The organism is Cupriavidus sp. GW823-FHT07B10, assembly GCF_058794355.1.
In genome coordinates this window covers 119,205-141,737 of the sequence record NZ_JBXAGS010000007.1, presented here as the reverse complement: position 1 = coordinate 141,737, position 22,533 = coordinate 119,205, and the positions used below count along the sequence as shown (strand labels likewise).

Sequence of the window (22,533 nt, the reverse complement as noted above, 5' to 3'; positions counted from 1 at the left end):
ATGATATGGGTGCGCAGAACTCAACCGCGGGGAAACCCGGAGGGCGGATGCGCCGCCTGGGTGTCAGGTGATCGGGAAGCCACTGCCATGGCTCGGAAGGAAGAAGGTAGCGGCGGTCCGCCGGCAGGAGGACCGCCCGGGGGCGTTGCGGGGGGCGGGCTTATTGTTTGGACATCTGCATGGTGAAGTACCCGCCGGTCCCGGTGCTGGCGGCCATCACCAGCGTGCGTGCATAGCGCGTGCTGCTGCTCACGATGATGCTGCCGTCGGCCGGCATCAGGCGGATCGCGGCAAAGCCGTTGTGCGGCACGCCGGTCGACAGCGCGCAGCCGGTGCTGCCCGGCTGCGTGGAGTTTTCGGCAACGATCCTGACCGCATACAGGTTCTTGGCCGATCCCGGGGTGGCAAGCGTTGCCGTGCCCTGCAGGTCGCAAATGCGGGTGCCGCTGGTATAGGTACCGGTGACGTTGCCCGCGTCATCGATCTGCATGGCAAAGCCGTCTTGCTTCCAGTTGCCGGCGATGGCAGCCTGGTCCACGGCTAGCGCGTTGGACGGATCATAGGTACCGGATAGCAAATTGATAGGGTTGCTTGGCGTGGCGACGAAATTGCCGTCAAAGCGCTGCCCCGGGGTAATGGTGCCGGCCCCGGTGGCCGGGTAGGCAAAGCCGGTTTCGTACAGCGTGCCGGGGCCCAGCGTCCAGGCCGAGCGAGAAAACTGGAACGCGCCTGCCAGCACGCCCGTCAGTCTCGCGTGCACGAACTTCCCGCTGTTGTCGACCAGCGTGGCGTTCATGAAGCCGACCCAGAGACCTTCGCTGCCATTGCCGACCGTTGCCGTCGAGCCCGGTTGCGGTGCGCTCAGGCTCGGCGGCAGCTCGCCAGTGGGTGCAGGTTGCGGTGCTGCTTCGGGCGAGGGCTCAGGCTTTGGTGCAGGCGCCGGTGCCGGATTATTTTCGGACGGTGGCGTTTGTGCCGCCGGTGTGGTCGTTGCGTCGTCCCCGCCGCCGCCACAGGCGGCCAGCAGCGCGATGGCCGACAGCAGGGCTGCCGGCATTGCCATTTTTCTCATTGGATTTCACCTCCGGATTGTGGGAAAGGTCTAGCTGTCCCGTTGCATATGGGCGTCGGGCAGATCCCACTACGGAATGGTTGCGTCGGGCGACGCGGTGGGAAATGCCGGCCGGCCAAAGCTATCGATCCGGGGTCGGCAGGTAAATCAGACGGATCTGAAATACGGGGGAGAAATTGCCTGTGTGAATATCCGAGGGCAGTCACTGCAGGCGGCCGCGCGTGCGGCGGGCGCCTTCGGCTGCGTCAATCCGGCAACGCCCCCGCCTGCCGCAGCGCCGCGCGCGCAATCTCCATGCGCGCCTTGGCGTGTTCGGGCTGCACCATGTCGAGATTGAGTGCAAACAGGTAGTCGTCGTCGCCACGCTCAACCCAGCCCACCAGCCAGCCCACTGCGGGCTTGGCCGAATCGGCCCACCCGGTCTTGGCGTGCAGGGTGTAGCCGGCGGTGCGCTCCATCACAGTGATGTCGTCCACGGCCTTGAAGGTGGTCGGGGAGAACGGCAGCGTGCGCTGTACCACGCCCTTCAGGAAGTCGATCTGCTGGTAGGCGGAGATCTGCAGCGTGCCGTTCAGCCAGAAGCGGTCGACCTGGCCGGAGCTGTTGGCATTGCCATAGTGCGATGCGGTCAGGTAGCGCTGGTAGGCCGCGCTGCCAACCCGCCGCGCCAGCGCCTGGTAGGCCGGCACGCAGGAATTCGGGAAGGCGACGCGCAGCGGCACGTCAGCGTTGCAGGCGTCGGGCAGGACAGCCTTGCCGCCGACCAGCCAGACCTTGCCGTCCCACGGCAGCTTGTCATGGTCGACGTCGGCCACGGCACCGCTCTCCAGGCCGATCATCGAGTTCAGGATCTTGAAGGTCGACGCCGGCGAGTACTGCGTGGCCGCACGCGGCTTGTTGTAGGTCAGCATGCGGTCGCGCCGCAGGTCGTAGATCACCATGGTGCCGGTGGCATCGGCCTGGCGGAACAGCGCCGCGGCATCCAGCGGGACTTCTTTCGGTGCCGCCAGGGCGGGCAGGGTGGAGGCGAGCAGGCCGAAGCCGATCGCCATCGGTGTCAGCAGACGAGCAAGATGTTTGTTCATGGCTTTGCAGAAGAGTTGAGGGGATGGCAATCCGGGCCCGGACCGTGGTGCGCAGCATAGGAGAGCGTCCGGATAAGGCCAACCGCGTTGGCTGTAACTTGCGTAACATGACGGGCGCCACCAGCGGTTTTCACTTGATCCCTGCCTACCTGATGCCAGCCACGCCTGCTCCGATCCGTATCGACGTGTCGGCCCCGTACCGGGTCGACGGCCAACCCGCGCGCTACCAGTCGGTCTGGCTGCTGGCGCGCATCTGGCATGCGCATCGCACCGGGGAGGGCGGTGTCACCGCGGCGGTGGTGCGCAGCGCCTTCCCGACGGCGGCCAACCTGCGCATGCTGGTGTCGCGCGCGTTCGCGGACTTTGCGCGCTGGCAGGTGGTGGTCGGATGGGGGGGCGACCGCCAGCGCGACCCGGCCGCGGCCAATCCGGCGCAGCGCAGCCGCGGGCCGTTCTGGATCACGGCAGCGTGCGCGCGCCACCTGCGCTTTGTGGCGGACGGGCGCACGCTGGGCCCGGCCGCGCTGGCCCGCCGCCTTGGCTTTCCCACGGGGCCGCAAGCGGCGCCGGCGGGCCAGCCGGACGGCGTCGGCTACGTGATGCGCGACATGGCCTTCTGGAGCGAGCTGACCCAGGCCATGCGCGGCGCGCAGGACGGCCACGCGGGCATGCACGGCTCGGCCGTGGCCGAGTCCTTCCGCGCGGCAGGCCGCAGTGCCGGCGACGGATTCCAGCAAGCGCTGTCATTGCTCAAGGAAAGCCTGGCGTGGCGGCGCTGCGGCCGCCTCGATCAGAGCCGGGCGGCACTCAGGCGTGTCGACCGCCTGGTGCAGGCGGCTGAGGCCGGCGCAGCGACGCCCGCGTTCTGCGCCATGGCGCATATCGTGCGGGCCTGGGAACGCTATACCCGCGGTGACAGCGACGGCGCGTGTGCCGGCCTGGAAGGGCTGCAGTCCGATCCGGAACTGCGCCTGGTGGTGCGCTACAACCCGCGCGTGCGCTTTGAAGTGCTGAACCTCGAAGCGCTGCTGCACAAGGCCGATGCCATGCGCGCCGGGCATGCCGGCACGGCGCGGGCCGCGCAGCTGGCGCTGGATACCTTCGCCGGTGCGCTGCAGGCCGCCTACGAGGCGGATTCCGTCGACGCCGTGCAGCATGCCGCGGCCAATATCGGCCTGTGCCTGTGGCTGTTCTGGCAGCACGGCCTGGTCGATGCCGCGCGCACCTTGTCCGCCAGCGCGGTGCAGCGGCAGGCGATGCGCTGGCTGGGCTTGTCGGAGTGGATCTGCGACCGGTTCGGCGTGGGCGGTGGCACGGCGTGGAACGCGATCTTCCTGTTGCGCATCGCACGCGGCAGCTGCGGGCCCGATACCCCGCCGTCCGACCGGCCAGCCAGGGCCAACGACAGCATGGCCGCGTTCCGCCGCCAGCGCCCGCTGTCCGTTGCCGACGCTGTCGACGCACTGCGGCCGTTCCACGCGCCGTTCGCACCGGCCAAGGGCTTCGTGCGCTGGTCCGCCGTGGCTGCGTTCGCGCTGGAAGACCATGACGCCGGCCACGTCAGGCTGGGGCCGTTGCAGCTGGCCAACCTGCTGCTCGAATCGGCCTGGTACCTCACCCACGAGCAAGGCGCTACCGCCATAGCGTGTGCCGCGGTGGAGCGGCTGGCCGCCCAGTTGCCGGCGCTGCGGCCGGCCGAGCGTGCCTTCTTCACCGTGGAATTGCGTGCCTTGCCGCCTGAGTTGCGCGATGCTGCCGCGGAAGCTTCGCGGCGCCGGCGGGGCTTCCCGTTGTCGTGATCAATCCCAAGCAGGTACGCGACTTTGCCAAGGCCTGCGGGATCCTGGCCAAGACTGATCGGCTTGATGCGATGGTACTGGCACGCTTCGCCCTGCAGATTCGCCCGCCGGCGCGGCCGCTGCCCGACGAGGCGCAGCGCGAGTTTGCCGATCTACTGGATAGACGCAGCCAACTGGTGGCGATGCGCGCGCAGGAGAAGGCATGGGTTGCCACTGCCCCGCCAGTCGCACTTAAGAGTTTGAAGGAGCATATAGCGTGGCTGGACGCCCGCATTAAGTCTCACGACATCGACATGACGCACAAGCTGCGCACCAGCGACGTGTGGAAGAACAAGGTCGAATTGCTCGACAGCATGCCGACTTGACACGGTTGCTCTCCCGCAAGCGGGAGAGCGAGCACACAAACGTTGTGCTGGAACCAGTGGCACTAGCAATCCGGCTTCAGTCGAACAGTTCGTGCCAGATGCTCTTCTTCTTATAGTGCTTCTGCTCGCGCTCATAGTACCGGTCGCGGTCGCCATGGCCGCGCTGGTATTCCTGTCGCGGGGGCGGGGTTTGCTGCGGCATTTGCTGCATCGGCGCCGCCTGCTGTGCCGGGGCGGTTGCCACGGAGCGCTCAAGGATCTTGTCGAGTTCGCCCCGGTCCAGCCAGACACCGCGGCATTTCGGGCAGTAATCGATCTCGATGCCCTGGCGTTCGGACATCACGAGTTGCGTTTGCGGGCACACCGGACAATCCATTGCTTCTCCTCATTGCAGTGAAAACAGTCAGGGTATGACCGGCGCCAGCCCGTATGGTTCGGCCGGAGAGTGCTTTCGAAAGTGGTGCCGGGGCCGTTTGATGTGGCGCGCAGGCCCGCCTGACGGGGAATTTGCGGGGCTGGCTGCCGTCGAAGGCATATGCATGCCTCCCGTCTGTCTTCCCGTCCCCGCGCTTTCGCCGGCCTGATCTGGCTGGTGGTGAGCATCGGCCTGATCTGGCTCGCCTGGCCCTGGTTGCGGCCGCCACTCGAACGCGCGATCTACGTGGCCCGGCTCTCGGTCCGCCCCGCGCCGGTGGCATTGCCGGTGCCGGTCCAGGGCATTGTCCCGGGCGCGCTGCGCGATACCTGGCACGGCGCGCGCTCCGGCGGACGCAAGCATGAGGGCATCGATATCTTTGCGCCGCGCGGCCGCCCGGTGGTGTCGGCTACCGAGGGCATTGTCACGCGCGTGGGCACCAACAAGCTGGGCGGGAAGGTGGTGTGGGTGATGGGGCCCGGGCGCCAGCTGCATTACTACGCCCATCTTGACGACTACGCCGGCGTGCGTGCCGGCGACGTGATTGTGCCCGGCACGGTGCTGGGCTATGTCGGCACAAGCGGCAATGCGCGGGGCACGCCGCCCCACCTGCACTATGGCGTCTACACCGCGGGCGGGGCGATCAATCCCTACCCGCTGCTGAAGGCGCCCGCGCCAGGGGGCGGGGCGGCCGCGCGAGGCGGCGCACGCTAGCGCGCGCCCGCGGGCTTCAAGGCAGGCTGCTCAGGCAGCCTCGCCGACGGTGCCGTGGCCGGCTTGTTCGGCTGGCTCGTCCTTGCCGCCGGGCAGCAGCAGGTTGAGGATCACCGCCGACAGCGAGCCCACCGTGATGCCGGAGCCAAACACTTCATGGACGAAGGCAGGCAGCTTGGACAGCAGTTCCGGGCGGAACGTCACCGCCAGGCCGCAGCCGATCGACACGGCCACGATCAGGGTATTGCGCTGCGTGAACTTGACGGTGCTGAGCATCTGGATCCCGCCCGACACGATCATCGCGAACATCATCAGGCCGGCGCCGCCCAGCACCGGCTGCGGAATCGTCACCACCAGCGCGCCCAGCACCGGGAACAGCCCCGCCAGCAGCAGCATGACGCCGGTCAGCGCGACCACATGGCGGCTGGCCACGCCGGTCAGCGAAACCACGCCGACGTTCTGCGCAAAGGTGGACAGCGGCGGGCTCGACACCAGTGCCGCAAAGGCCGAGCCAAAGCCATCGCACAGGATGCCGCGCGACAGGCATTTACCGGAAATCGGCCGCTGCGTGGCCGCGCCCAGTGCCATGAACGTGCCCGTGGATTCGACGATGGTCACCAGGAAAGCGATCGACATGGCGACGATGCCGGAGATTGGGAACGACATCCCGAAGTGCAGCGGCTGCGGCACCGCGATGATCGGCGCCTGGTGAAACTGGGTGAAGTCGACCAGGCCCAGCGCCAGGCAGAGCAGGTAGCCGCCGGCAATGCCGACCACAATGGCCGAGGCCGACAGCATGCCCTTGCCCCACTGCACCACCGCGACCACCAGCGCCAGCACCGCGACGGCAATCGCCAGGTTGCCGGGTGCGCCATAGCGGCTGCTGCCCTGGCCGCCTGCGGCCCAGTCGATGGCCACCGGAATCAGCGACAGGCCGATCATGGTGACTACCACGCTGGTGACGGTATGCGGAAACAGCTTGCGGATCGCCGGCATGAAGAAGCTGCCCAGGATCATCACCAGCGAACCCGCCAGCGCCGAGCCCAGGATGCCAGCCACGCCGTGTTCGACGCCCACGCTGATGGCCGCGCCGACAAAGGCGAAGCTGGTGCCCATCACGCATGGCATGCGGATGCCCACCGGGCCAATGCCCTTGCACTGGATGATGGTGACGATGCCCGAGCCAAGCAGGGCCGCATTCACCAGGGCAATGACCTGGTCCGGCGGCAGCTTCAGCGCACCGCCAATGACCAGCGGCACCGCAATGATGCCGCCCAGGGCGGCCAGCAGATGCTGGAGCGCAAGCAAAAACGTCGTCAGCCGAGGGGGGCGGTCTTCCACCTTGAATAGCAAGGGCGCCATTCATGTCTCCTGTTGTCTTGGCCGGATAGGTTTCCGGACTGTCTTGTTCTTCTGGCGCCGGGGAAGGGGCTGCCCCCGGCCCTGTCATTGCGCGCTGACGGGCAAGGCGGAGACCGCCTGCCGCGAGCGTGGCCTGGATCCAATTCCAGGCCGCAACCGGGGAGCAAGAATAGCAGGGATAAGCACTCCGTGATACAAAAATTGCATACAATTTGTATCAACTCCCTTGCGCGGGAGGATATAGGAGCGGGGGAGAGGCCGGCGTGCCGCTTCCGCGGCCGTTGCGCCAACCCGGCGCAAACGGCGCGGCCGGTCAAGGGACCAGGCCAGCGCCGTCCGGCGGCAGCCTTACCAGCGGTGCTGGTACATCGCGGTCAGCGTGATGCCCGCAGCCGGCAGGCGGCTGGTGTTATTGCTGTTGCGCATCAGCTGGCTGTACAACGGGTAGTAGTAGCGGTTGAACAGGTTCTCGATCCCCACCGTGATCGTGTCCTTCTTGCTGACCTGGTAGCGGCTGATCAGGTCGACGGTGGTGTAGCTGCTGACCTCGCGCCGCCCGAAGCTGTTCTGGTCGTTGAGCCGGTAGTCGCGGCCGCCGTAGTAGGTCACCTGCAGGCGGTTGCTCCAAGTGCTGATCGGCCGGTACTGGACGTAGGCGGTCAGCTTCAGCGGCGGGATGCGATAGCCCGTCATGTTCTGGAAGCTGCTGCTGCCTTGCGGCTGCTCGCGGCCGTTGATCCAGGTGAACGTGCCGCCGGCGCCCCAGGTCTCGCTGTCGCTCAGGTAGTCGGCGGAAGCCTCAACGCCTGCGATGCGCTCCTTGGTCCGGGTCAGGATCAGGCCGTTGTTGAAGCTCTGCACGTCGCCCAGCTGCGAGGTGGTGTAGAACAGCGCCAGGCTCGCCATCGTATTGCCGAATGCGCCGCGCCAGCCGATTTCATAGTTGTTGGTCTTGACCGGCTCAAGGCTCGACGAATTGATATTGAAGCCCGGCCGCGCATTGCGGATCTGCAGGCCGATATCGGGCAACTGGAAGCCCTGGCCGAACGAGGCATAGAACTCCTGGTTCTTCACCGGCGCGTACGCACCGCCGATATTGAAGAGCCACGCGCCGTAGTTGACGGTGCCGCCCTGGACCGCGACCGGGTTGCTGACCCGCGATTGCGACAGCGGCACGAAGTCGTCGAACGTGGCGCTGGCGCGTTCATAGCGCGCGCCGCCTTCCATCGACCACTGCTCGTTGAACTTGTGCTGAAGCTGCCCGAAGATCCCGCCGCTGCGGGTGGTCAGCGGCGGCATGTAGGTCAGCGAACCGGTCTTGTTGAAGACCAGCCCGCCGCTCTGGTCGTAGGCGCGCGGATCGAACACGTCGAGCGGCATGTCGCTGCGCTCCTGGTTGTAGTCAGCGCCCCACAGCAGCTTGGTCTTCTTGTCGGCACCCAGCGGGGTGCTGATGGTCAGGCGCCCGCCGAACACGTCGCTGTTCTGGCTGACCTGGTCCACATTGCCGCCACGCGTGGCCACCGCGCGCGCATCGAACGGGGGGAAGCGGGTGAAGTAGTCGCGGTAGTAGATCTGCGTCGACACCGTGCTGCCGAACAGGTCCAGGTTCTGGTAGCCCAGGTTGACCACGGTGTTGCGCAGTTCGTTCTGGTTTTCCAGCTGCAGCCCCTTGATCGCCCGCGCCGCGGCGGTGCCCGGCGTCAGCCTGGCCACCGACGGATCGGAGGCGTAGTCGGTGTTCTGCTTGGCCTGGTACTGGCTCACGCTCAGTTCGATACGCTGCTGGCTGTCGATGCGCCAGCCCAGCTTGCCGCTGACGTTGTAGACGTTGGAATCGAACAGGTCGCCCTGGCTGGGCTCCGGCGCGATGCGGTGGCCGTGCGCGTCGTAGGAGCCGCCGATACGCTGCGCGCCGAGGTGGAACGCGTAGTCGATCGGCCCCTGGCTGCCTGAAAAATGCTGCTGGACATTGGCGCTGAGCCCTTCCTTGCTCAGCCGCGTCAGCGGGGTGCCGAGCGTCACCGTGGTATCCGCGCTGGGCGCGCCGCCCGCGGGCCGCGTGGTGATCGCGATAATGCCGCCGTTGGCGCCGGCGCCATAGATCGCGCTGCTGCCGCGCATGACTTCGATCTTCTCGATGTTGCTGGAATCGATGGTGGCGAGGTTGCGCGCCGAATCCCGGTTGGTGTTGAGCGGAATGCCATCCACCAGGATCAGCGTGCCGCGCCCGCGCAGCGTCTGGCCGAAGTCCGTGACCGTGCGGCTGGAGTCCGCCATGCCCGGGATCAGCTTGCTCAGCATGGTCGCGAGATTGGTGGAGCCCACCTTCAGCTCCTCGATTTCCTCGCGCTCCAGCACCGTCACCTGGCGCGTCGGGCTGACGAGATCGCTCTTGATCCGGTCGACCCTGACCTCCACCGCATTCAGCTCGCCGCCGTCGGCCTTAGCGGTCGGGCCTTCCTGCTTCGCCCCCGCACCGGACGTCCCGGTTTGTGCCACGGCGGCGCCGGCGGCCACCTCCTGTGCTTCTGACAGCAGCGGAGTGCCCGCGCCGATGGCGGCCATGAGAAGGGCGAGCGGACGGACCCGGAAGCGGCCGGCCGGCCCCTCCAGGGTGACTGAGCGCGTTGCGGTTTGCATGGTTATGGTCAGGCGAACGTAGTGATGTGTTTAATGTGCTTTTGAAAACCCCGCGAATTATAATCAGAATGATTCCTATTAACTAGAGATTGGGGAATCTGAATTTTCGTAAGGTGTGCCGGGGAACCGGCTCGGATGTGTCTTGGAAGCGAGAACAGGCTCCAAGGCCTGGGCCGTGCCGGAGAGCACGGCCCAGCGCGCGGCAGGCTCGTTCGCCATTCGCGCTCAATGGTCGCTTGTAAGCGATATGGCAGGCTTACTTGTTCTTGCCCAGCGCCTTCTGAATGGCCGCTTCGGTCTGGGCGTAATTCCCTTCGCCAAAATGCTTGTAGACCACGGTGCCGTTGGCGTCGACCAGGTAGAGCGCCGGCCAGTACTGGTTGCGCCAGGCGTTCCAGGTGGCATAGGCGTTGTCCTGCGCTACCGGGTAGCGGATATCGAAGCGCTTGAGCGCTGCCTGCACGTTGGCGGTGGACTTCTCGAAGGGGAACTCCGGGGTGTGGACGCCGACCACGACCAGGCCCTTGTCGCGGTATTTGTCGTACCACTGACGCACATGGGGCAGCGTGTTGATGCAGTTGATGCAGCTATAGGTCCAGAAATCGACCAGCACGACCTTGCCGCGCAGCCCGGCAACGGTCAGCGGTTCAGAGTTGAGCCACTTGTCGATGCCGGTGAATTCCGGCGCCTTGCCATAGTCGGCAGGGGCGGCGGCGGCATGCTGGGCGGCGACGATGGCGGTAGTGGCAAGCAGGGTACGAAGCAAGCGATGCATGGTTCAGGCTCCAGGTTGGGAGGCAGGGAAAAGGGAGGTCAGCCAGGCGACGGCAAGGGTGTCGTACTGGAAGTACATGGCGATGGCGGTCGCCACCACCAGCACGCCGAAGCCTTGCTGCAGCCGGTGCGTGTGACGCGCCAGCCGGCGCACGTGAGTGGTGGCGAACTGGCCGCCATAGGCAATGCCCAGCATCGGGATGGCCGCGCCAGCCGCGAACAGCGCCAGCAGGCCGGCGGCGCGATGCAGGTCTTGCGCCTTGGCCACCAGCGCGAGGATCGACGCCAGCACCGGCCCGGCGCACGGGGTCCACACCGCGCCCAGCGTCATGCCCAGCACAAAGCCGCCGGCCACGCCGGTGCCGGTCCGGCCGCCGGCGCCCGCCAGGCGGTCGACCACGCCGGCTAACGGGGCCGCCAGGCGCTCGAAGCCCGCCGGCCAGAGCCGTGCCAGGCCGGCACCCAGCAGCAACAGGATGGCCGCGTTGCGCACCACGCCTGGGGCTTCGCTGAAGGCGCTGGACAGTGCGCCAAAGACTATGCCCAGCGCGGAAAACGCGCTGACGAAGCCAAGCGCTATCGCCAGCGGGCGCAGCCGGCCGGATTCACCCACCGAGCCGGCCAGCAGCATGGGCAGCACCGGCAGCACACAGGGCGAGGCAATAGTCAGCACGCCGGCGGCAAAGGCAAGGAAGGCGTCGATCATGGATGGCTTCCGTCGGCGTGCGCGGTGCCGTGGCAGGCACGATAGCAGGGGCAGGGCGGCGGCGGATGGATGGCGACGACGGACATGGCGGAGAACTCCCGGTGTTGGCGATAGACGCATTCCACCGTCCGCACGTATCCGGGTTGTTTCCGCTTCCCGGCATCCGTGCAAGCTTTCATGTCTGCCGTGGCCCGGGATACAAAGCGATACATAGTGGCGCCGGTGCCGCCCCATGGTGGCGGCACCGGGCAGTGCCAATGCTGTGCCGCCGCTTCAGCGGCTGCCGTTGAGCTCGAGGTATTCCGTGAACTCGTCGCGCACGACGGCTTCAATGCGGGCGAGCTCGTCGTCCGTGATGTCTTCGAACAGCTTGCGCTTGCGCCTGGACAGCTCGCCGTGGTTCTGGACGATCAGGTCGATCAGGTTCGACAGGCGTGACTGGCGCAGGTCGAGCCAGCTTTCCAGGCGTGCGACGCTGGCATCGTAAGCGCGCAGGTACTGGATCTCCTGCGCAAGGTCCTGCTCGACGCACTGCTCGATGCATTCGAAGACGAATTCGCACAGCGCTGTTGCATCAAAGGATGCGTAAAGCCAGCCGGGCTGTGGCGACTTGATCAGGATCGTGTCGCTGTCCGAATCCAGCGCGTAGTTGAGCAGGGCCGTCCGCGGGGCGGAATAGGACTTCAGCAGCGCGGCATAGGTATCGATCTGCTTGAGCATCCGTGCCGACACCGGCAGCACGACGCCATCTGGCGTGACACCGGCCTGGCGCAGCAAATGGTGGATGAGGAATCGATGGAGCCGGCCGTTGCCGTCGTAGAACGGGTGGGCGAAGACAAAGCCAAACGATACGCACGCCGCGGCCACGATGGGGTTCGCCGCCTGTGCCTCGACCAGGCCCGCGACCGCGGCAATCCCGTCCATCATCGCGCCAAGCTGCCCGGGCGGCGGGGGAATATAGTCAGCGATGTTGCGCATGCGCCCGCCGCGGGACAGCCAGTTCTGCTTGTCGCGGTAGGAGAATTCGGCGCGCAGCCCCGAGATGATTTCGTTCTGCCACTCGCACAGCTGGGCTTCGGTCAACGGCGCGGGATTGCCGGCATATTCCAGCAGCCGCCTGAACTTGGCAACCCGCTGGTTATCGGGGATCTCGTGCTCGATGGAGTAGGTCGATCGTGTCTCCGCGAGGTAGAGGTAGTCCACCGCGCGCGCCAGCAACTCTGGCTCGAGCCGCTTGATGGCCGCGGCCACGCGGCCGGGGAGGTCGGCGGCAATGTACTGCGCCAGCTTCTCGGTGCGGCGCACCAGGGGGCAAAACGCGGCCGGGCCGAGGTGGTTGTTCTGGATGCCGAACTGCAGGTCCGGCGTTGCCGGGCCGGTCAGGTACCGGCTCTCGTCCAGCGCCAGTACCCTGGGCGCCCCGGCCGGCAGCTTGTAGTCGAATTGCGCTCCGGCAAGCCATTTGGCATAGAACGCGCTCAGCCTCGCATAGCGCGAGGTCGGGGTGGCCGCCAGCCACTCCCGTACGGCCTGCACCGCTGGCGCATGTTCGAACAGCGCCGCCAGCACGGTCAGGTCGAGCTGCTCCTTCTTCAGCGCGAAAGTCAGGTGGTCCACGGTCGTATCGCCGCCGCGGTAGCGGTTCCTTGGGTACACGGTGCGCGTGGTGCCGTCCGGTCCGGTGTGCGTGCTGAGGACCCCGGTCTTGTCGGCAAGGGCGGACGTCGAGCGCAGCGGCGGCACGCGCAGCCCGAACTTGCGGATAAGCGCATCGTAGCCAAGTGGCGCATGAGACATAGATGGTCGCAATTTCTGGATGCTGGTTTGCTCGGGAGCTTACCAGAGTTTCTACAGAACTTACCAAAAGATCTACTTCTATTGCCTTCTGCTTTCCATTCTATCTATAGCAATGGATGGGCAACCTGGCCGCCGGGCTTCCAGGAGTTCTACAGTACTTACCGTTTCATCTACTTTCATGAGCAGCCTGGATGATCTTGTCTACAGTGCTTGCCTGCCGACCCGGGCAGCAGCGCATCTGGCCAGCAAATCGAAATCCATCATGACAAGTTGCCATCTGCTGAATCTCGCCAAATCGCGCTCAGGGTTTTTCGGTAAATCCCTCAGGGTTTTCGAGAATCCCTGACCGCCACCCCCGCACTAAGCGTTTTTATTTATTTGTCTGGCCCGAATAATCGCCTATAACTGCATCTACATGCTGCGGCTGATGTCACGCATCATGCCTACGCCCGCCAGGCTTGCCTGCGGGCATTTTTTTTGGCGCGCCGGTGCGGTTTTATGCCGTATTAATCGCTCTGATTTATTTCGTTCATCATTCGGTGCGGTCAAAATCATGACATTTCTGTAATCATGACATTTTCGTAATCATGCTGTTCTGGCCGGAACGGACGGCTTCCGGGTATGACAAATTTGTAATGATGGGATTTAAGTCGTTTTCCTCATCCATTCAAAACGAACCCTCATCTATCGGCGGCGACGCGCCCGGAAGTGGCTCCAGTAAAGGGTTTTATGGTTATCCGGCGGTGCTCGGCCGGGCCTCCTTCCAGGGGCGATGATGCATTTTCAGCGTGAATATCCGGAACCCATCCTTCGCAATCATAAATTCAGTGAAAACCCTGCCATGCCTTTCCCTTGACTTACCTGATATATCACATACTGTGTATCCCATCGCCACTCCGAACTTGAGAGAGGTGAGGGCGGAGACCTCAGGTCGGCGTCGGAATAAGAGGCAAATAAATGCCAATGACACAGGAGACATGAAATGCCAGCAGCCACCCTTATGCTGAGGCGCAGTGCGTCCGCATACCCGCCCGCACCCCCGCAACTGAATGGCCAAATGATTCAAGGAGCGCGCAAATGAGTAATCCGTCCGCAGCGCTGGGCGCTAATCGCCAGGTCCCGGAAGGCACACGCTGGCTGCAATTGATCGTCGGTGTGATCTGCATGATCGCCACCGCCAATATTCAATACGCCTGGACCCTTTTCGTCCCTGAAATCCAGAGTACCTACGGCTGGTCGCGCGCCAGCATCCAGATCGCCTTCACCGTCTTCGTCCTTGTGCAGACCTGGCTGGCGCCGATCGAAGGCTACTTCATCGACAAGTTCGGCCCGCGCATGATGGTCGCCTTCGGAGCAGTCTTCATCGGCGCGGCGTGGTGCATCAACTCCCAGGCCACCACCCTGATGGGCTTCTACGTCGGCGCAGCCGTTGGCGGCCTTGGCGTGGGCTCGATCTACGCCACCTGCATCAACAACGCGCTCAAGTGGTTCCCGGACCGCCGCGGCCTTGCGGTGGGCCTGACCGCGGGCGGTTACGGCGCCGGTTCCGCGGCAACCATCCTGCCCATCGCGGCCATGATCGAGTCGCAGGGCTTCCAGCACACCTTCCTGTTCTTCGGCCTGCTGCAGGGCGGGCTCGCCTTTGTCGCGGCGTGGTTCCTGCGCGCACCGAAGGGTAGCGAGGTGAAGGCATCGCAGAAGCTGGTCCAGGCCACGCGCGACTACACGCTCAAGGAAGCGATGTCCACCAAGCTGTTCTGGCTGATGTTTGTGATGTTCATCCTGGTCGTCACCGGCGGCATGATGGCCGTGGCCCAGCTTGGCGTCATCGCCAAGGACCTGGGTGTGAAGGAGTTCAAGGTCGACCTGCACTTCTTCGTGATGGCCGCACTGCCGCTCGCGCTGATGCTGGACCGGATCATGAACGGCATCTCGCGTCCGTTGTTCGGCTGGATCTCGGACAACATCGGCCGTGAGAAGACCATGGTCATCGCCTTCACCCTGGAAGGCCTTGGCATCATCGCGCTCGGCTACTTCGGCAGCAACCCGTACGCCTTCCTGATCCTGTCGGGCGTGGTGTTCCTGGCCTGGGGCGAGGTCTACTCGCTGTTCTCGGCACTGGCCGGCGATGCCTTCGGCACCAAGCACATCGGCAAGATCTATGGCGTGCTCTACACGGCCAAGGGCATCGGCGCACTGTTCGTGCCGGTCGGCAACCTGATGATGGAGGCGAGCGGCACCTGGTCGACGGTCCTCTACACGGTGGCGGCCATGGACCTGAGCGCGGCCTTCCTGGCGATCATGGTCTTGCGGCCGGTGCTGGCCAGCCATGTAGCGACTTCCAGGAGTCTTTTCTCGAAGGAGACGGCGGCGGCGGGGACGCAGGTTCCAGCCTGACCGGCCGATATACAGGCGTCTAGCAGCAAACCGGGCGGACTTCTTCGGAAGCCCGCTTTTTCGTACCGGGGACTTGCGTCTCGGGCGGGCACTTCGATCGCGCTAGTTCTCCTGAACCAGCTGGAATGCGCTCCTGCATGCCTTGGCCCATTCCCAGGCCAGTTCCCTGCGCTGCGCGGTCCGGGTTGCCATCGCTTCGTCCAGGCCGTCCGCAAGATCCTGAACGATCACCGCGGCCGGCGCCCCGGCCGCGCCCCAGGCCGCGGCAAAGGCGACCTGCTTGCTGGTGCCAGGAGGTTGTGCGGGCCGGAGCAGGCCAAGCCGTGGCAGGAAAAAGGCGCCGGCGACAATGCCGCCGTGCAGGCTGCTGCCGACAAAGCCCTGGCTGTGCGCAATCAGCGCACAGATATCCCACAGATTGAGCGATTCGAACAGGACCACAGGCGTGCCGCGCAGCCGTGCCGCCAGGCGCTGGTAGCAAGCCAGGTCGTCGTGCCAGGGCGCGGCGCCGGCGCGAAACAGCACCACGCCCAGGGCCCTGGCCCGGGCGATACGTTCGAGCTGGGCCGCCAGCTGTGAAAGGGTATCGTCGTCGCCAAAATCCGCGCTGAACTGCACGGCCAGGTATCCGCCCGAGAACCCTGACACGATGCGGGCGCACTCGCCCTGGCGGGCGCGCCGGCGGATGCAGGGGCCGAACAACTCGGCCACCAGCACGGCCGGATCGGGCTCCAGGCGGCAGGCAATGCCGTTCTCCGCGAGCATGGCCCGGGTCTGATGGTCTCGTACCCCGACGCTGGTGGCGGCCCCGAGCTTGGCCACCACCTCGGCCCGCATGGCAGGCCCAACCGATCCAAGTTCAATGCCGCCGACGGCGTGGACAATGACACGCCGGACGTTGGCAAAGATGCCGGCCGGCAACAGGTAGGGGACAAGGTCCCGTATGCCCAGCTGCGCCTGGGCCCAGGCCGTCCGCTCGTGCGGCCGGGCATCGAGCATCGCCACTACTGCCCGGGCCTGCCCGGGAGGCTGCAGCATCACGGCCGCCTCCCAGAGCGAGCAGGTCAGGGTTTCGCCACCGACATGGATGACATCGACGGCGCTGTCGCCCACGCTGGCTGCCAGCCGCGCCAGGGTGTGGACCCGATGGCCGCCATGGATTCTCAGGTTGCGCTCGGCCAGGCCCCCGTAGAACGGGTTGGCCGGCCCGATCAGGCTTCGCATCACATGCGGCAGCAGCAAGTCGCCGAAGTTGTGGCGATCGAAAGCGCCAAACAGGATCGTGGGGAAGCCGGTGGTTCCTGAGCGGGAGGCTGGCATGGCGTTTGGCAAGAATCGGCGCCCACGGGGTTCTCAGATCCGCATTTTGTGCATTGCGCGATGGGACCCTCCTCGGGACGCCTCTCCGTCGGATTAGATTCCCCAAAGCCGTCCATCGCAAGTGGCTTCGGCCACCAGGGCAGTGGGCCGGTTGTGCGCCCAAGCTCGCAAAGCGATTTCATGGACCCGGCGCGGCGCTCCCGTCAATGATGCATGAGCGGATAGATCACCAGGCCGATCAGCGCCGCGCCGGCCACGATCACGGGTTCGGGCAGCTTCCTGAACCTGAGCAGCAGCGCCACTGTGCAAAGCGCCAGCAGTACCGTCGGCACATCCACGATCGAACGCCTGGCCAGCACGATCACGGCGCCGGTGATGGCCCCCACCGCGGCGGCGGTCACGCCATCGACAAAGGCCAGGATGGCGGGCAGCTTGCCGTATTTCTTGAAGTAGGGGGCCGGCAGGACGGTGAACAGGTAGCACGGCAGGAAGGTGGCCAGCGCCGCAACCGACGCGCCGGGCAAGCCGGCCACCAGGTAGCCGATAAAGCCGACGGTGATCACCACGGGGCCGGGCGTGATCATGGCCACCGCCACGGCATCGACGAACTGCTTGTCATTGAGCCAGTGGAAGTCGGTGACCACGCCGCCGTACAGGAACGGCACAATGGCCAGCCCCGAGCCGAACACGAATGCGCCCGCCTTGGCAAAGAACACGGCGATCTGTGCCAACAGGGGCCAGTCAATGGTGCCAGCCACGCCCCCGGCCAGGGGCAGCTGTGTCGCCGCGGCCGCATGCAGGCCGCCCTGGCGCAGCCATTTCGGCGGGGCGCGCCAGAACCACACCAGCAGCCCGGCCGCGAGGAACATCCACGCGATTTCGGATTCGGTGACCACCGTGACCGCGGCAAGCACCAGGTAGATCGCCCACAACAGGCGGTCTTTGCCCACGCTCTTGGTCGTGAGCTTGTACGCACTGATCGCAATGATGCCGATCACCGCGGCCCCGACGCCGTAGAACACGGACTGCATCCACGTCAGGCCGCCAAAGCGCACATAGGCCCAGCCCAGCGCCAGCACCATCAGGAATGACGGCAGCACGAACGCGATCCCGACCAGCGTCGCGCCCGCGATGCGGTAGTGGACATAGCCCAGGTAGATGGCCAGCTGCGCGGCCAGCGGGCCGGGTGCCAGCTGTGCCAGGGCCAGCCCCTCCTTGTAGTCGGCGTCGGTGATCCACTGGCGCCGGTCCACCAGGTCGCGATGCATATAGCCAGCCAGCGCCACCGGACCGCCGAAGCCGAGCGTACCCAGGCGCAGCATGTAGCCGACCAGCTGCCAGAGGGTGTAGCGCGGCCGTTCCGTGAGCGCGGCCTTAGGGGTTGGGGCCTGCGAGACGTTGCTCACGTCGTGGACCTCAGGGGCATGGTGCTATCGCTTTCCGGAAAAATGCACATAAAGAGAATCGAGGGTACGGCCGATTTCGGCCAGCAGCGCGTCGTCATCCGCCAGGCGCTCGCGCGCGCCGGCAAGCACAGCTTCGAAGCCGCTGGCTTCCGGCGCCTGGGCCCCGCCGATATCCAGGGCGTGGACCATGTTGGCCAGGCGGGCCAGCCCGCGGTCGGCGTCCAGCCCGAAGCTGGCCAGCAGCACCTCGAATGAAACCTTGTCGCCCACATGCGTGAAGGCGGCGCCGTCGAAGTCGAAACCCAGCGCGTCATGCGGGCAGTCCGCGGGATGCTCCAGCCACAGGAAGCGCGCATGGGGGTCGATAAAACGCTGGATCAGCCACGCGCTGGCGACCCGGTCCACCCAAAGGTGGCGCCGCGTTGCCCAATCGCGCCCCTGGTATTGGGCAGGATCCCGGCGCGGGATGCCGCCGCTTGCAGGCTGGGGCTCGCCTGGCGAACGCAGGGTTTCGATCGCACTGGTGAAGTCCCGCCATTGCAAGGAGGCGTTGACCGATGCGTCATTGGGGAAGAAATCGGTCCCGGCGATGGCATCAAAGGCACGGCCGTGCCGGCGCAGAAGGCGGGCGATCCCGGCTTCGTCCTGGCCGGACAAGTTCTTGCGGTCTTCGGAGAGGGCGGCCAGCCAGACGGCGTAGTCGGTCGTGCGGTCAAACAGGGTCCGGTAGGCGTGAGCCTCCGCCGGATCATGCGCGCGCACATTCAGCAGCCAGGCCTGGCCGCCTTCCTGGATGGCTTCATCGGCCAGGTCACGTAGTTGAGCGCTTTGCGCGCTTGGCGTCGGCAACAGATAGGCGCCGTCGCGCAGTGCAGCGCAGCCTAGTGCCTTGAGGGCCCGCCAGATGCGCATCCGGGCAGTGGCGCACTTGGTTGGCAGGCTGATGACGAGGAGGGTCCACAGTTCCGGAGCTGGTTCCATGGGCCGATACTAAGTGCTTGTAGAGTGTGGATCAACTCTGTAGTGATCTCTACAATTTCAATTGAGTGCACTTAGTGGCACTTATTCCGGAGTCGGCTGTAGTCCATTGGGTAGATAACGATATAGGCATTCATTCGTTCACGTGTGATGCAGGGTTCCCTATCTTGTGAGCCTGCTCATCCGCAAGGAAGGAATCCTTTATGAATGCCCCGTTGGACTTCGATGCGCGGCACGCGCTGCGCGCCGCGCTGGACGCCGTGCCGGCGCTGGCGCGGAAGATTGGCGTCGACGCGGCCGCCCGCGAGGCACGGCGGCTGCTGCCCTATGAGGCCTTCGCGCTGTTTCGCGAGTCCGGGCTTGGCGTGCTCCGGTTCCCGGTGGAGCAGGGTGGCCTGGGCGGCTCGCTGGCCGACCTGTTCGAGGTCATTGCCGCGCTTGCCGCGGAGGAATCGAACGTCGCGCACGCGCTGCGCATCCACTTCGACCAGACCGAGTCGCTGCGCCTGGCGCCGCGCTCGGCGTTCAATGACCTGCAGGTGCAGCGCATTGTCGGGGGCGCGATCTTCGGCGGTGCCTCCACCGAACGCGGCACGTCGCGTCCCGGTGAAATCAGCACGGCGCTGCGGCGCGACGGCGGGCACTACCGCCTGAGCGGCAAGAAGTATTACTCCACCGGCACAGCCTTTGCCGACTACGCCCGCATCAATGTAAAGGATGCCGATGGCGCCGATGCCTCGATCATCATCCCGACCGATCGCCCCGGCTTCAACGTCGTTGACGACTGGGACGGCATGGGCCAGCGCATGACCGCCAGCGGCAGCCTGGTGCTGGACGATGTGCAGGTGCTCGCCGATGAAGTGACGCGGCGCGCCAACAGCACGCTGGTCGGTCGTCACTGCGGCGCGCTGCGCCAGCTGCACCTGGTGGCGGTGGCGGCGGGGATCGTGCGCAATGCCTGGGCCGATGCCTTGCGCTATGTGCGCGAGCATGGCCGTCCGGTGCTGCACAGCCCGGCATCCTCGGCACGCGAAGACCATTTCATCCAGCAGGTGATCGGCGACCTGGCCGCGCACAGCCATGCCATCGACGCACTCGTGCGTGAAAATGCGCGCGCACTGGACCGCTCGGCCGATGCGCTGCTGGCACGCTCCGAAGACGCCGAAGCGCTGGTCCTGGCCGGCGCGCTGGCCACCGCGCAGACCCAGCTGGTGGTCAGCAAGCTGGCGCTGCACGTGGCCGAGCGCATGTTCGAGGCCGGCGGCGCCTCGGCCACCGCCAGGCAGCACAACTTCGACCGGCACTGGCGCAACCTGCGCACGATCTTCAGCCACAACCCGCTGCTGCACAAGGCGCGCGTGGTCGGCGCCTACCACCTGAACGGCGACACCACGCACCTGGCCGAAGGCCGGGTGTTCTGAGCCGCCGGAGGCGAACGATGACAACAAGCTCACCGCAGCGCCAGCTGCACCTGAATATCAACGCGCTCCATTCCGGCTTCGTGCCGTCGGCGTGGCGCCTGCCCGCCAGCGACCCGCGTGCGTTCGTGGACGTGCAGCACTACATCCGCCTGGCACGCATCGCTGAAGCGGGGAAGTTTGACGCGATCTTCCTGGCCGACAATGCGTCGATCGCCGACCAGATCCATTTCCGGCCGATCACGGCGCTGGAGCCGACCCTGCTGCTGGCCTGCGTCGCCGCGGCGACTACCCATATCGGACTGGTGGCCACGGCCTCCACCAGCTACAACGAGCCCTATAACATCGCGCGGCGCTTTGCCACGCTGGACCATGTCAGTGGCGGCCGCGCGGGCTGGAACGTGGTGACCACGGCGGATGCCGGCTCGGCACGCAACTTCGGCCGCGCCGCGCCGCCGGACCACGGACAGCGCTATGCGCGTGCCGACGAGTTCACGGATCTTGTCAAGGCGCTGTGGGACAGCTGGGAAGATGATGCCCTGATCGGCGACAAGCACGACGGGCGCTTTGTCGATACCGCCAGGCTGCAGCCGGTGGCGCACCATGGCACCTTCTTCGACGTGCAGGGCCCGCTGAACCTGCCGCGGCCGCCGCAGGGCCATCCGGTGCTGTTCCAGGCCGGCGGCTCCAGCGACGGGCGCAAGCTGGCCGCGCGGCATGCCGAGGCGGTGTTCTCCGCGTCGCAGTCGTTCGAGGAGTCGCTGGCCTACAAGCGCGAGATCAACGCACGTGCCGAAGCGCTGGGCCGCGGCCCGCACGCGGTCAAGGTGTTGCCGGGGCTGACCACCATCATCGGCGCCACCGAGGCGCAGGCGCGGCAGCGCCGCGACGAGCTGGTCGACCTGATTCCGTGGGACTACAGCCTGGTGCGGCTGGCCGGCACACTAGGCATCCCGGTGGAACGGCTGAGCCTGGACGCGCCGCTGCCAGATGACCTGGTGCTGCCGGCCAACGGCAACCACACCTTCTTCCGCGCCACCGTGGCGGTGGCGCAGCGCCAGAACCTGACGGTGCGGGCGCTGATCCGCGAGCTGGCGGGCGGCGGCGGCCACCGCGTGATCGTGGGCACGCCGGAGCAGGTGGCCGACGATATCGAACACTGGTTCCGCCATGGTGCCGCGGACGGCTTCAACCTGATGCCCGATGCGCTGCCCGACGGGCTGCAGGCCTTCGTCGATGGCGTGGTGCCGATCCTGCAGCGGCGCGGCATTTTCCGCACTGCGTACGCGGGTACCACGCTGCGCTCGCACCTGGGCCGCGAACGGCCCGCGGGACGGGTACCGGCGCAGGCTGCGGCGTAAGCAGAAGTCCGCATTTGCTACGTCGTATTCCTTCGTGGACTGGGCAACGGGCGCTTCTTAGACTGGTCCTTCCTTATCACTGCCCACCTGCCATGACACGACGCCCTTTCCTTGCCACCCTCGCACTCGCCGCGCTGACGGCGCTTGCCACGCTCTCCATCGGCAACGCCCACGCGCAAGCCAGCGACCGGCCACTCAAGGTCGGCGTGCGCGGCGGGGTCGACGAAGAGATCTGGGAAGTGGTGACGCGCGTCGCCGACAAGCAGGGGCTGAAGGTGCAGACCATCGTCATCACCGGCACCGCCAGCCCCAACGAGGCCCTCAACAATGGCGACCTCGATGCCAATGCCTTCCAGCACATCCCGTTCCTGCGCGACCAGGTCCGGCAGCGGGGCTACAAGATCGTCAATGTCGGCGATACGCTGATCTCGCCGATCGCGTTCTATTCGCGCAAAGTCAAGTCGCTGGAGGCGCTGCCCAACGGCGCGCGCATCGGCATCCCGAACGACCCGAGCAACCAGACGCGCGCGCTGGTGATCCTGCGCGACCACGGGCTGGTCAAGCTCAAGGATGGTTTCGATCCCTATACCGGCACGGCGTCGCTGGCCGACATCACGGCCAACCCGAGGAAGCTGGAGTTCGTGGAAAGCGCCTCGGTGGTGCTGCCGCGCGCGCTGCCAGACGTCGATGCGGCCGCCATCGTCAATACCTTTGCGTACCAGGCCGGCCTGATCGCCACGCGCGACGGCATCGCGGTGGAAAAGAGGGAGCACAACCCGTACGTGAACGTGATTGCCGTGCGCGAGAAGGACAAGGGCGCGCCGTGGGTCGCGCGGCTGGTCAAGGCCTATCAGTCCGACGAGGTGCGCAAGTTCATCCAGACCAAATACCAGGGTTCCGTGATCCCTGCCTTCTGACGAG

At 66.0% G+C, this 22,533-nt stretch carries 20 protein-coding genes; 8 read left to right on the top strand and 12 right to left on the bottom strand.

What is annotated here, in order from left to right; translation table 11 throughout:
- Positions 1-160 precede the first annotated feature (160 nt).
- Positions 161-1,072, bottom strand: a complete 912-nt coding sequence (locus AC1Q6V_RS17185) for a hypothetical protein (RefSeq protein ID WP_454750052.1) — start codon at positions 1,070-1,072, stop codon at positions 161-163.
- A gap of 245 nt (positions 1,073-1,317) precedes the next feature.
- Positions 1,318-2,157: an OXA-1206 family carbapenem-hydrolyzing class D beta-lactamase gene (gene blaOXA / locus AC1Q6V_RS17180; RefSeq protein WP_011617271.1), complete on the bottom strand. Its 840-nt coding sequence runs from the start codon at positions 2,155-2,157 to the stop codon at positions 1,318-1,320.
- A gap of 152 nt (positions 2,158-2,309) precedes the next feature.
- Here blaOXA and AC1Q6V_RS17175 point away from each other — a divergent pair, with 152 nt between their 5' ends.
- Both AC1Q6V_RS17175 and AC1Q6V_RS17170 read left to right on the top strand, forming a co-directional pair.
- On the top strand, positions 2,310-3,956 hold the full coding sequence (locus AC1Q6V_RS17175; protein WP_454750060.1) for a hypothetical protein: 1,647 nt from the start codon (positions 2,310-2,312) through the stop codon (positions 3,954-3,956).
- The gene (locus tag AC1Q6V_RS17170) at positions 3,953-4,321 is read left to right on the top strand and encodes an IS110 family transposase (RefSeq protein ID WP_412459383.1); all 369 of its coding nucleotides are present in this window, start codon (positions 3,953-3,955) and stop codon (positions 4,319-4,321) included. The genes AC1Q6V_RS17175 and AC1Q6V_RS17170 overlap by 4 nt, the downstream gene beginning before the upstream one ends.
- 76 nt (positions 4,322-4,397) lie before the next feature.
- Here the strand turns inward: AC1Q6V_RS17170 and AC1Q6V_RS17165 are convergent, their stop codons facing one another.
- The gene (locus AC1Q6V_RS17165) at positions 4,398-4,697 is read right to left on the bottom strand and encodes a TFIIB-type zinc ribbon-containing protein (protein ID WP_010814477.1); all 300 of its coding nucleotides are present in this window, start codon (positions 4,695-4,697) and stop codon (positions 4,398-4,400) included.
- Positions 4,698-4,856: 159 nt separating this feature from the next.
- On the opposite strand from AC1Q6V_RS17165, the gene AC1Q6V_RS17160 reads away from it, so the two are divergent.
- On the top strand, positions 4,857-5,450 hold the full coding sequence (locus tag AC1Q6V_RS17160) for a M23 family metallopeptidase (RefSeq protein ID WP_011617269.1): 594 nt from the start codon (positions 4,857-4,859) through the stop codon (positions 5,448-5,450).
- 30 nt (positions 5,451-5,480) lie between these two features.
- On the opposite strand, the gene AC1Q6V_RS17155 is transcribed toward AC1Q6V_RS17160, so the two are convergent.
- The 5 genes from AC1Q6V_RS17155 to AC1Q6V_RS17135 form a co-directional block, all read right to left on the bottom strand.
- Positions 5,481-6,812: a nucleobase:cation symporter-2 family protein gene (locus AC1Q6V_RS17155; RefSeq protein WP_010814475.1), complete on the bottom strand. Its 1,332-nt coding sequence runs from the start codon at positions 6,810-6,812 to the stop codon at positions 5,481-5,483.
- Between the two features lie 348 nt (positions 6,813-7,160).
- Positions 7,161-9,455 carry a TonB-dependent receptor gene (locus tag AC1Q6V_RS17150; protein ID WP_454750051.1) on the bottom strand — a complete coding sequence of 765 codons (2,295 nt, stop codon included), beginning with the start codon at positions 9,453-9,455 and terminating at the stop codon, positions 7,161-7,163.
- A gap of 256 nt (positions 9,456-9,711) precedes the next feature.
- The gene (locus AC1Q6V_RS17145) at positions 9,712-10,230 is read right to left on the bottom strand and encodes a thioredoxin family protein (protein ID WP_010814473.1); all 519 of its coding nucleotides are present in this window, start codon (positions 10,228-10,230) and stop codon (positions 9,712-9,714) included.
- 3 nt (positions 10,231-10,233) lie between these two features.
- Complete coding sequence (locus AC1Q6V_RS17140) at positions 10,234-10,935, bottom strand: cytochrome c biogenesis CcdA family protein (protein ID WP_010814472.1); 702 nt, start codon at positions 10,933-10,935, stop codon at positions 10,234-10,236.
- Positions 10,936-11,208: 273 nt separating this feature from the next.
- A complete protein-coding gene (locus AC1Q6V_RS17135; RefSeq protein WP_010814471.1) occupies positions 11,209-12,732 on the bottom strand; it encodes a Fic family protein in 1,524 nt (507 codons plus the stop codon).
- Between the two features lie 178 nt (positions 12,733-12,910).
- Between AC1Q6V_RS17135 and AC1Q6V_RS17130 the strand changes: the two genes are divergently transcribed.
- Positions 12,911-13,078, top strand: coding sequence for a hypothetical protein (locus AC1Q6V_RS17130; protein ID WP_454750050.1), 168 nt, complete (start codon positions 12,911-12,913; stop codon positions 13,076-13,078).
- Positions 13,079-13,143: 65 nt separating this feature from the next.
- Here the strand turns inward: AC1Q6V_RS17130 and AC1Q6V_RS17125 are convergent, their stop codons facing one another.
- Entirely contained in the window at positions 13,144-13,287 is a 144-nt protein-coding gene (locus tag AC1Q6V_RS17125; RefSeq protein WP_439671864.1) for a hypothetical protein, read from the bottom strand.
- Positions 13,288-13,809: 522 nt separating this feature from the next.
- Here AC1Q6V_RS17125 and oxlT point away from each other — a divergent pair.
- A complete protein-coding gene (gene oxlT / locus AC1Q6V_RS17120; protein ID WP_010814470.1) occupies positions 13,810-15,129 on the top strand; it encodes an oxalate/formate MFS antiporter in 1,320 nt (439 codons plus the stop codon).
- Positions 15,130-15,231: 102 nt separating this feature from the next.
- Here oxlT and AC1Q6V_RS17115 read toward each other — a convergent pair whose 3' ends face one another.
- From AC1Q6V_RS17115 to AC1Q6V_RS17105, 3 genes are all read right to left on the bottom strand, one after another.
- Positions 15,232-16,449 carry a polysaccharide pyruvyl transferase family protein gene (locus AC1Q6V_RS17115; RefSeq protein ID WP_058696784.1) on the bottom strand — a complete coding sequence of 406 codons (1,218 nt, stop codon included), beginning with the start codon at positions 16,447-16,449 and terminating at the stop codon, positions 15,232-15,234.
- Positions 16,450-16,652: 203 nt separating this feature from the next.
- Complete coding sequence (locus AC1Q6V_RS17110) at positions 16,653-17,855, bottom strand: chromate transporter (RefSeq protein WP_454750049.1); 1,203 nt, start codon at positions 17,853-17,855, stop codon at positions 16,653-16,655.
- 24 nt (positions 17,856-17,879) lie between these two features.
- Entirely contained in the window at positions 17,880-18,836 is a 957-nt protein-coding gene (locus AC1Q6V_RS17105; RefSeq protein ID WP_011617266.1) for a chromate resistance protein ChrB domain-containing protein, read from the bottom strand.
- A gap of 200 nt (positions 18,837-19,036) precedes the next feature.
- On the opposite strand from AC1Q6V_RS17105, the gene AC1Q6V_RS17100 reads away from it, so the two are divergent.
- The 3 genes from AC1Q6V_RS17100 (at position 19,037) to AC1Q6V_RS17090 (ending at position 22,529) form a co-directional block, all read left to right on the top strand.
- Positions 19,037-20,254: an acyl-CoA dehydrogenase family protein gene (locus tag AC1Q6V_RS17100; protein WP_439669111.1), complete on the top strand. Its 1,218-nt coding sequence runs from the start codon at positions 19,037-19,039 to the stop codon at positions 20,252-20,254.
- 17 nt (positions 20,255-20,271) lie between these two features.
- On the top strand, positions 20,272-21,612 hold the full coding sequence (locus tag AC1Q6V_RS17095; RefSeq protein ID WP_454750048.1) for an LLM class flavin-dependent oxidoreductase: 1,341 nt from the start codon (positions 20,272-20,274) through the stop codon (positions 21,610-21,612).
- Between the two features lie 92 nt (positions 21,613-21,704).
- Positions 21,705-22,529 (top strand): MetQ/NlpA family ABC transporter substrate-binding protein, encoded by an 825-nt coding sequence (locus AC1Q6V_RS17090; RefSeq protein WP_010814464.1) that lies wholly within the window; start codon positions 21,705-21,707, stop codon positions 22,527-22,529.
- The last annotated feature ends 4 nt before the right edge of the window (positions 22,530-22,533 follow it).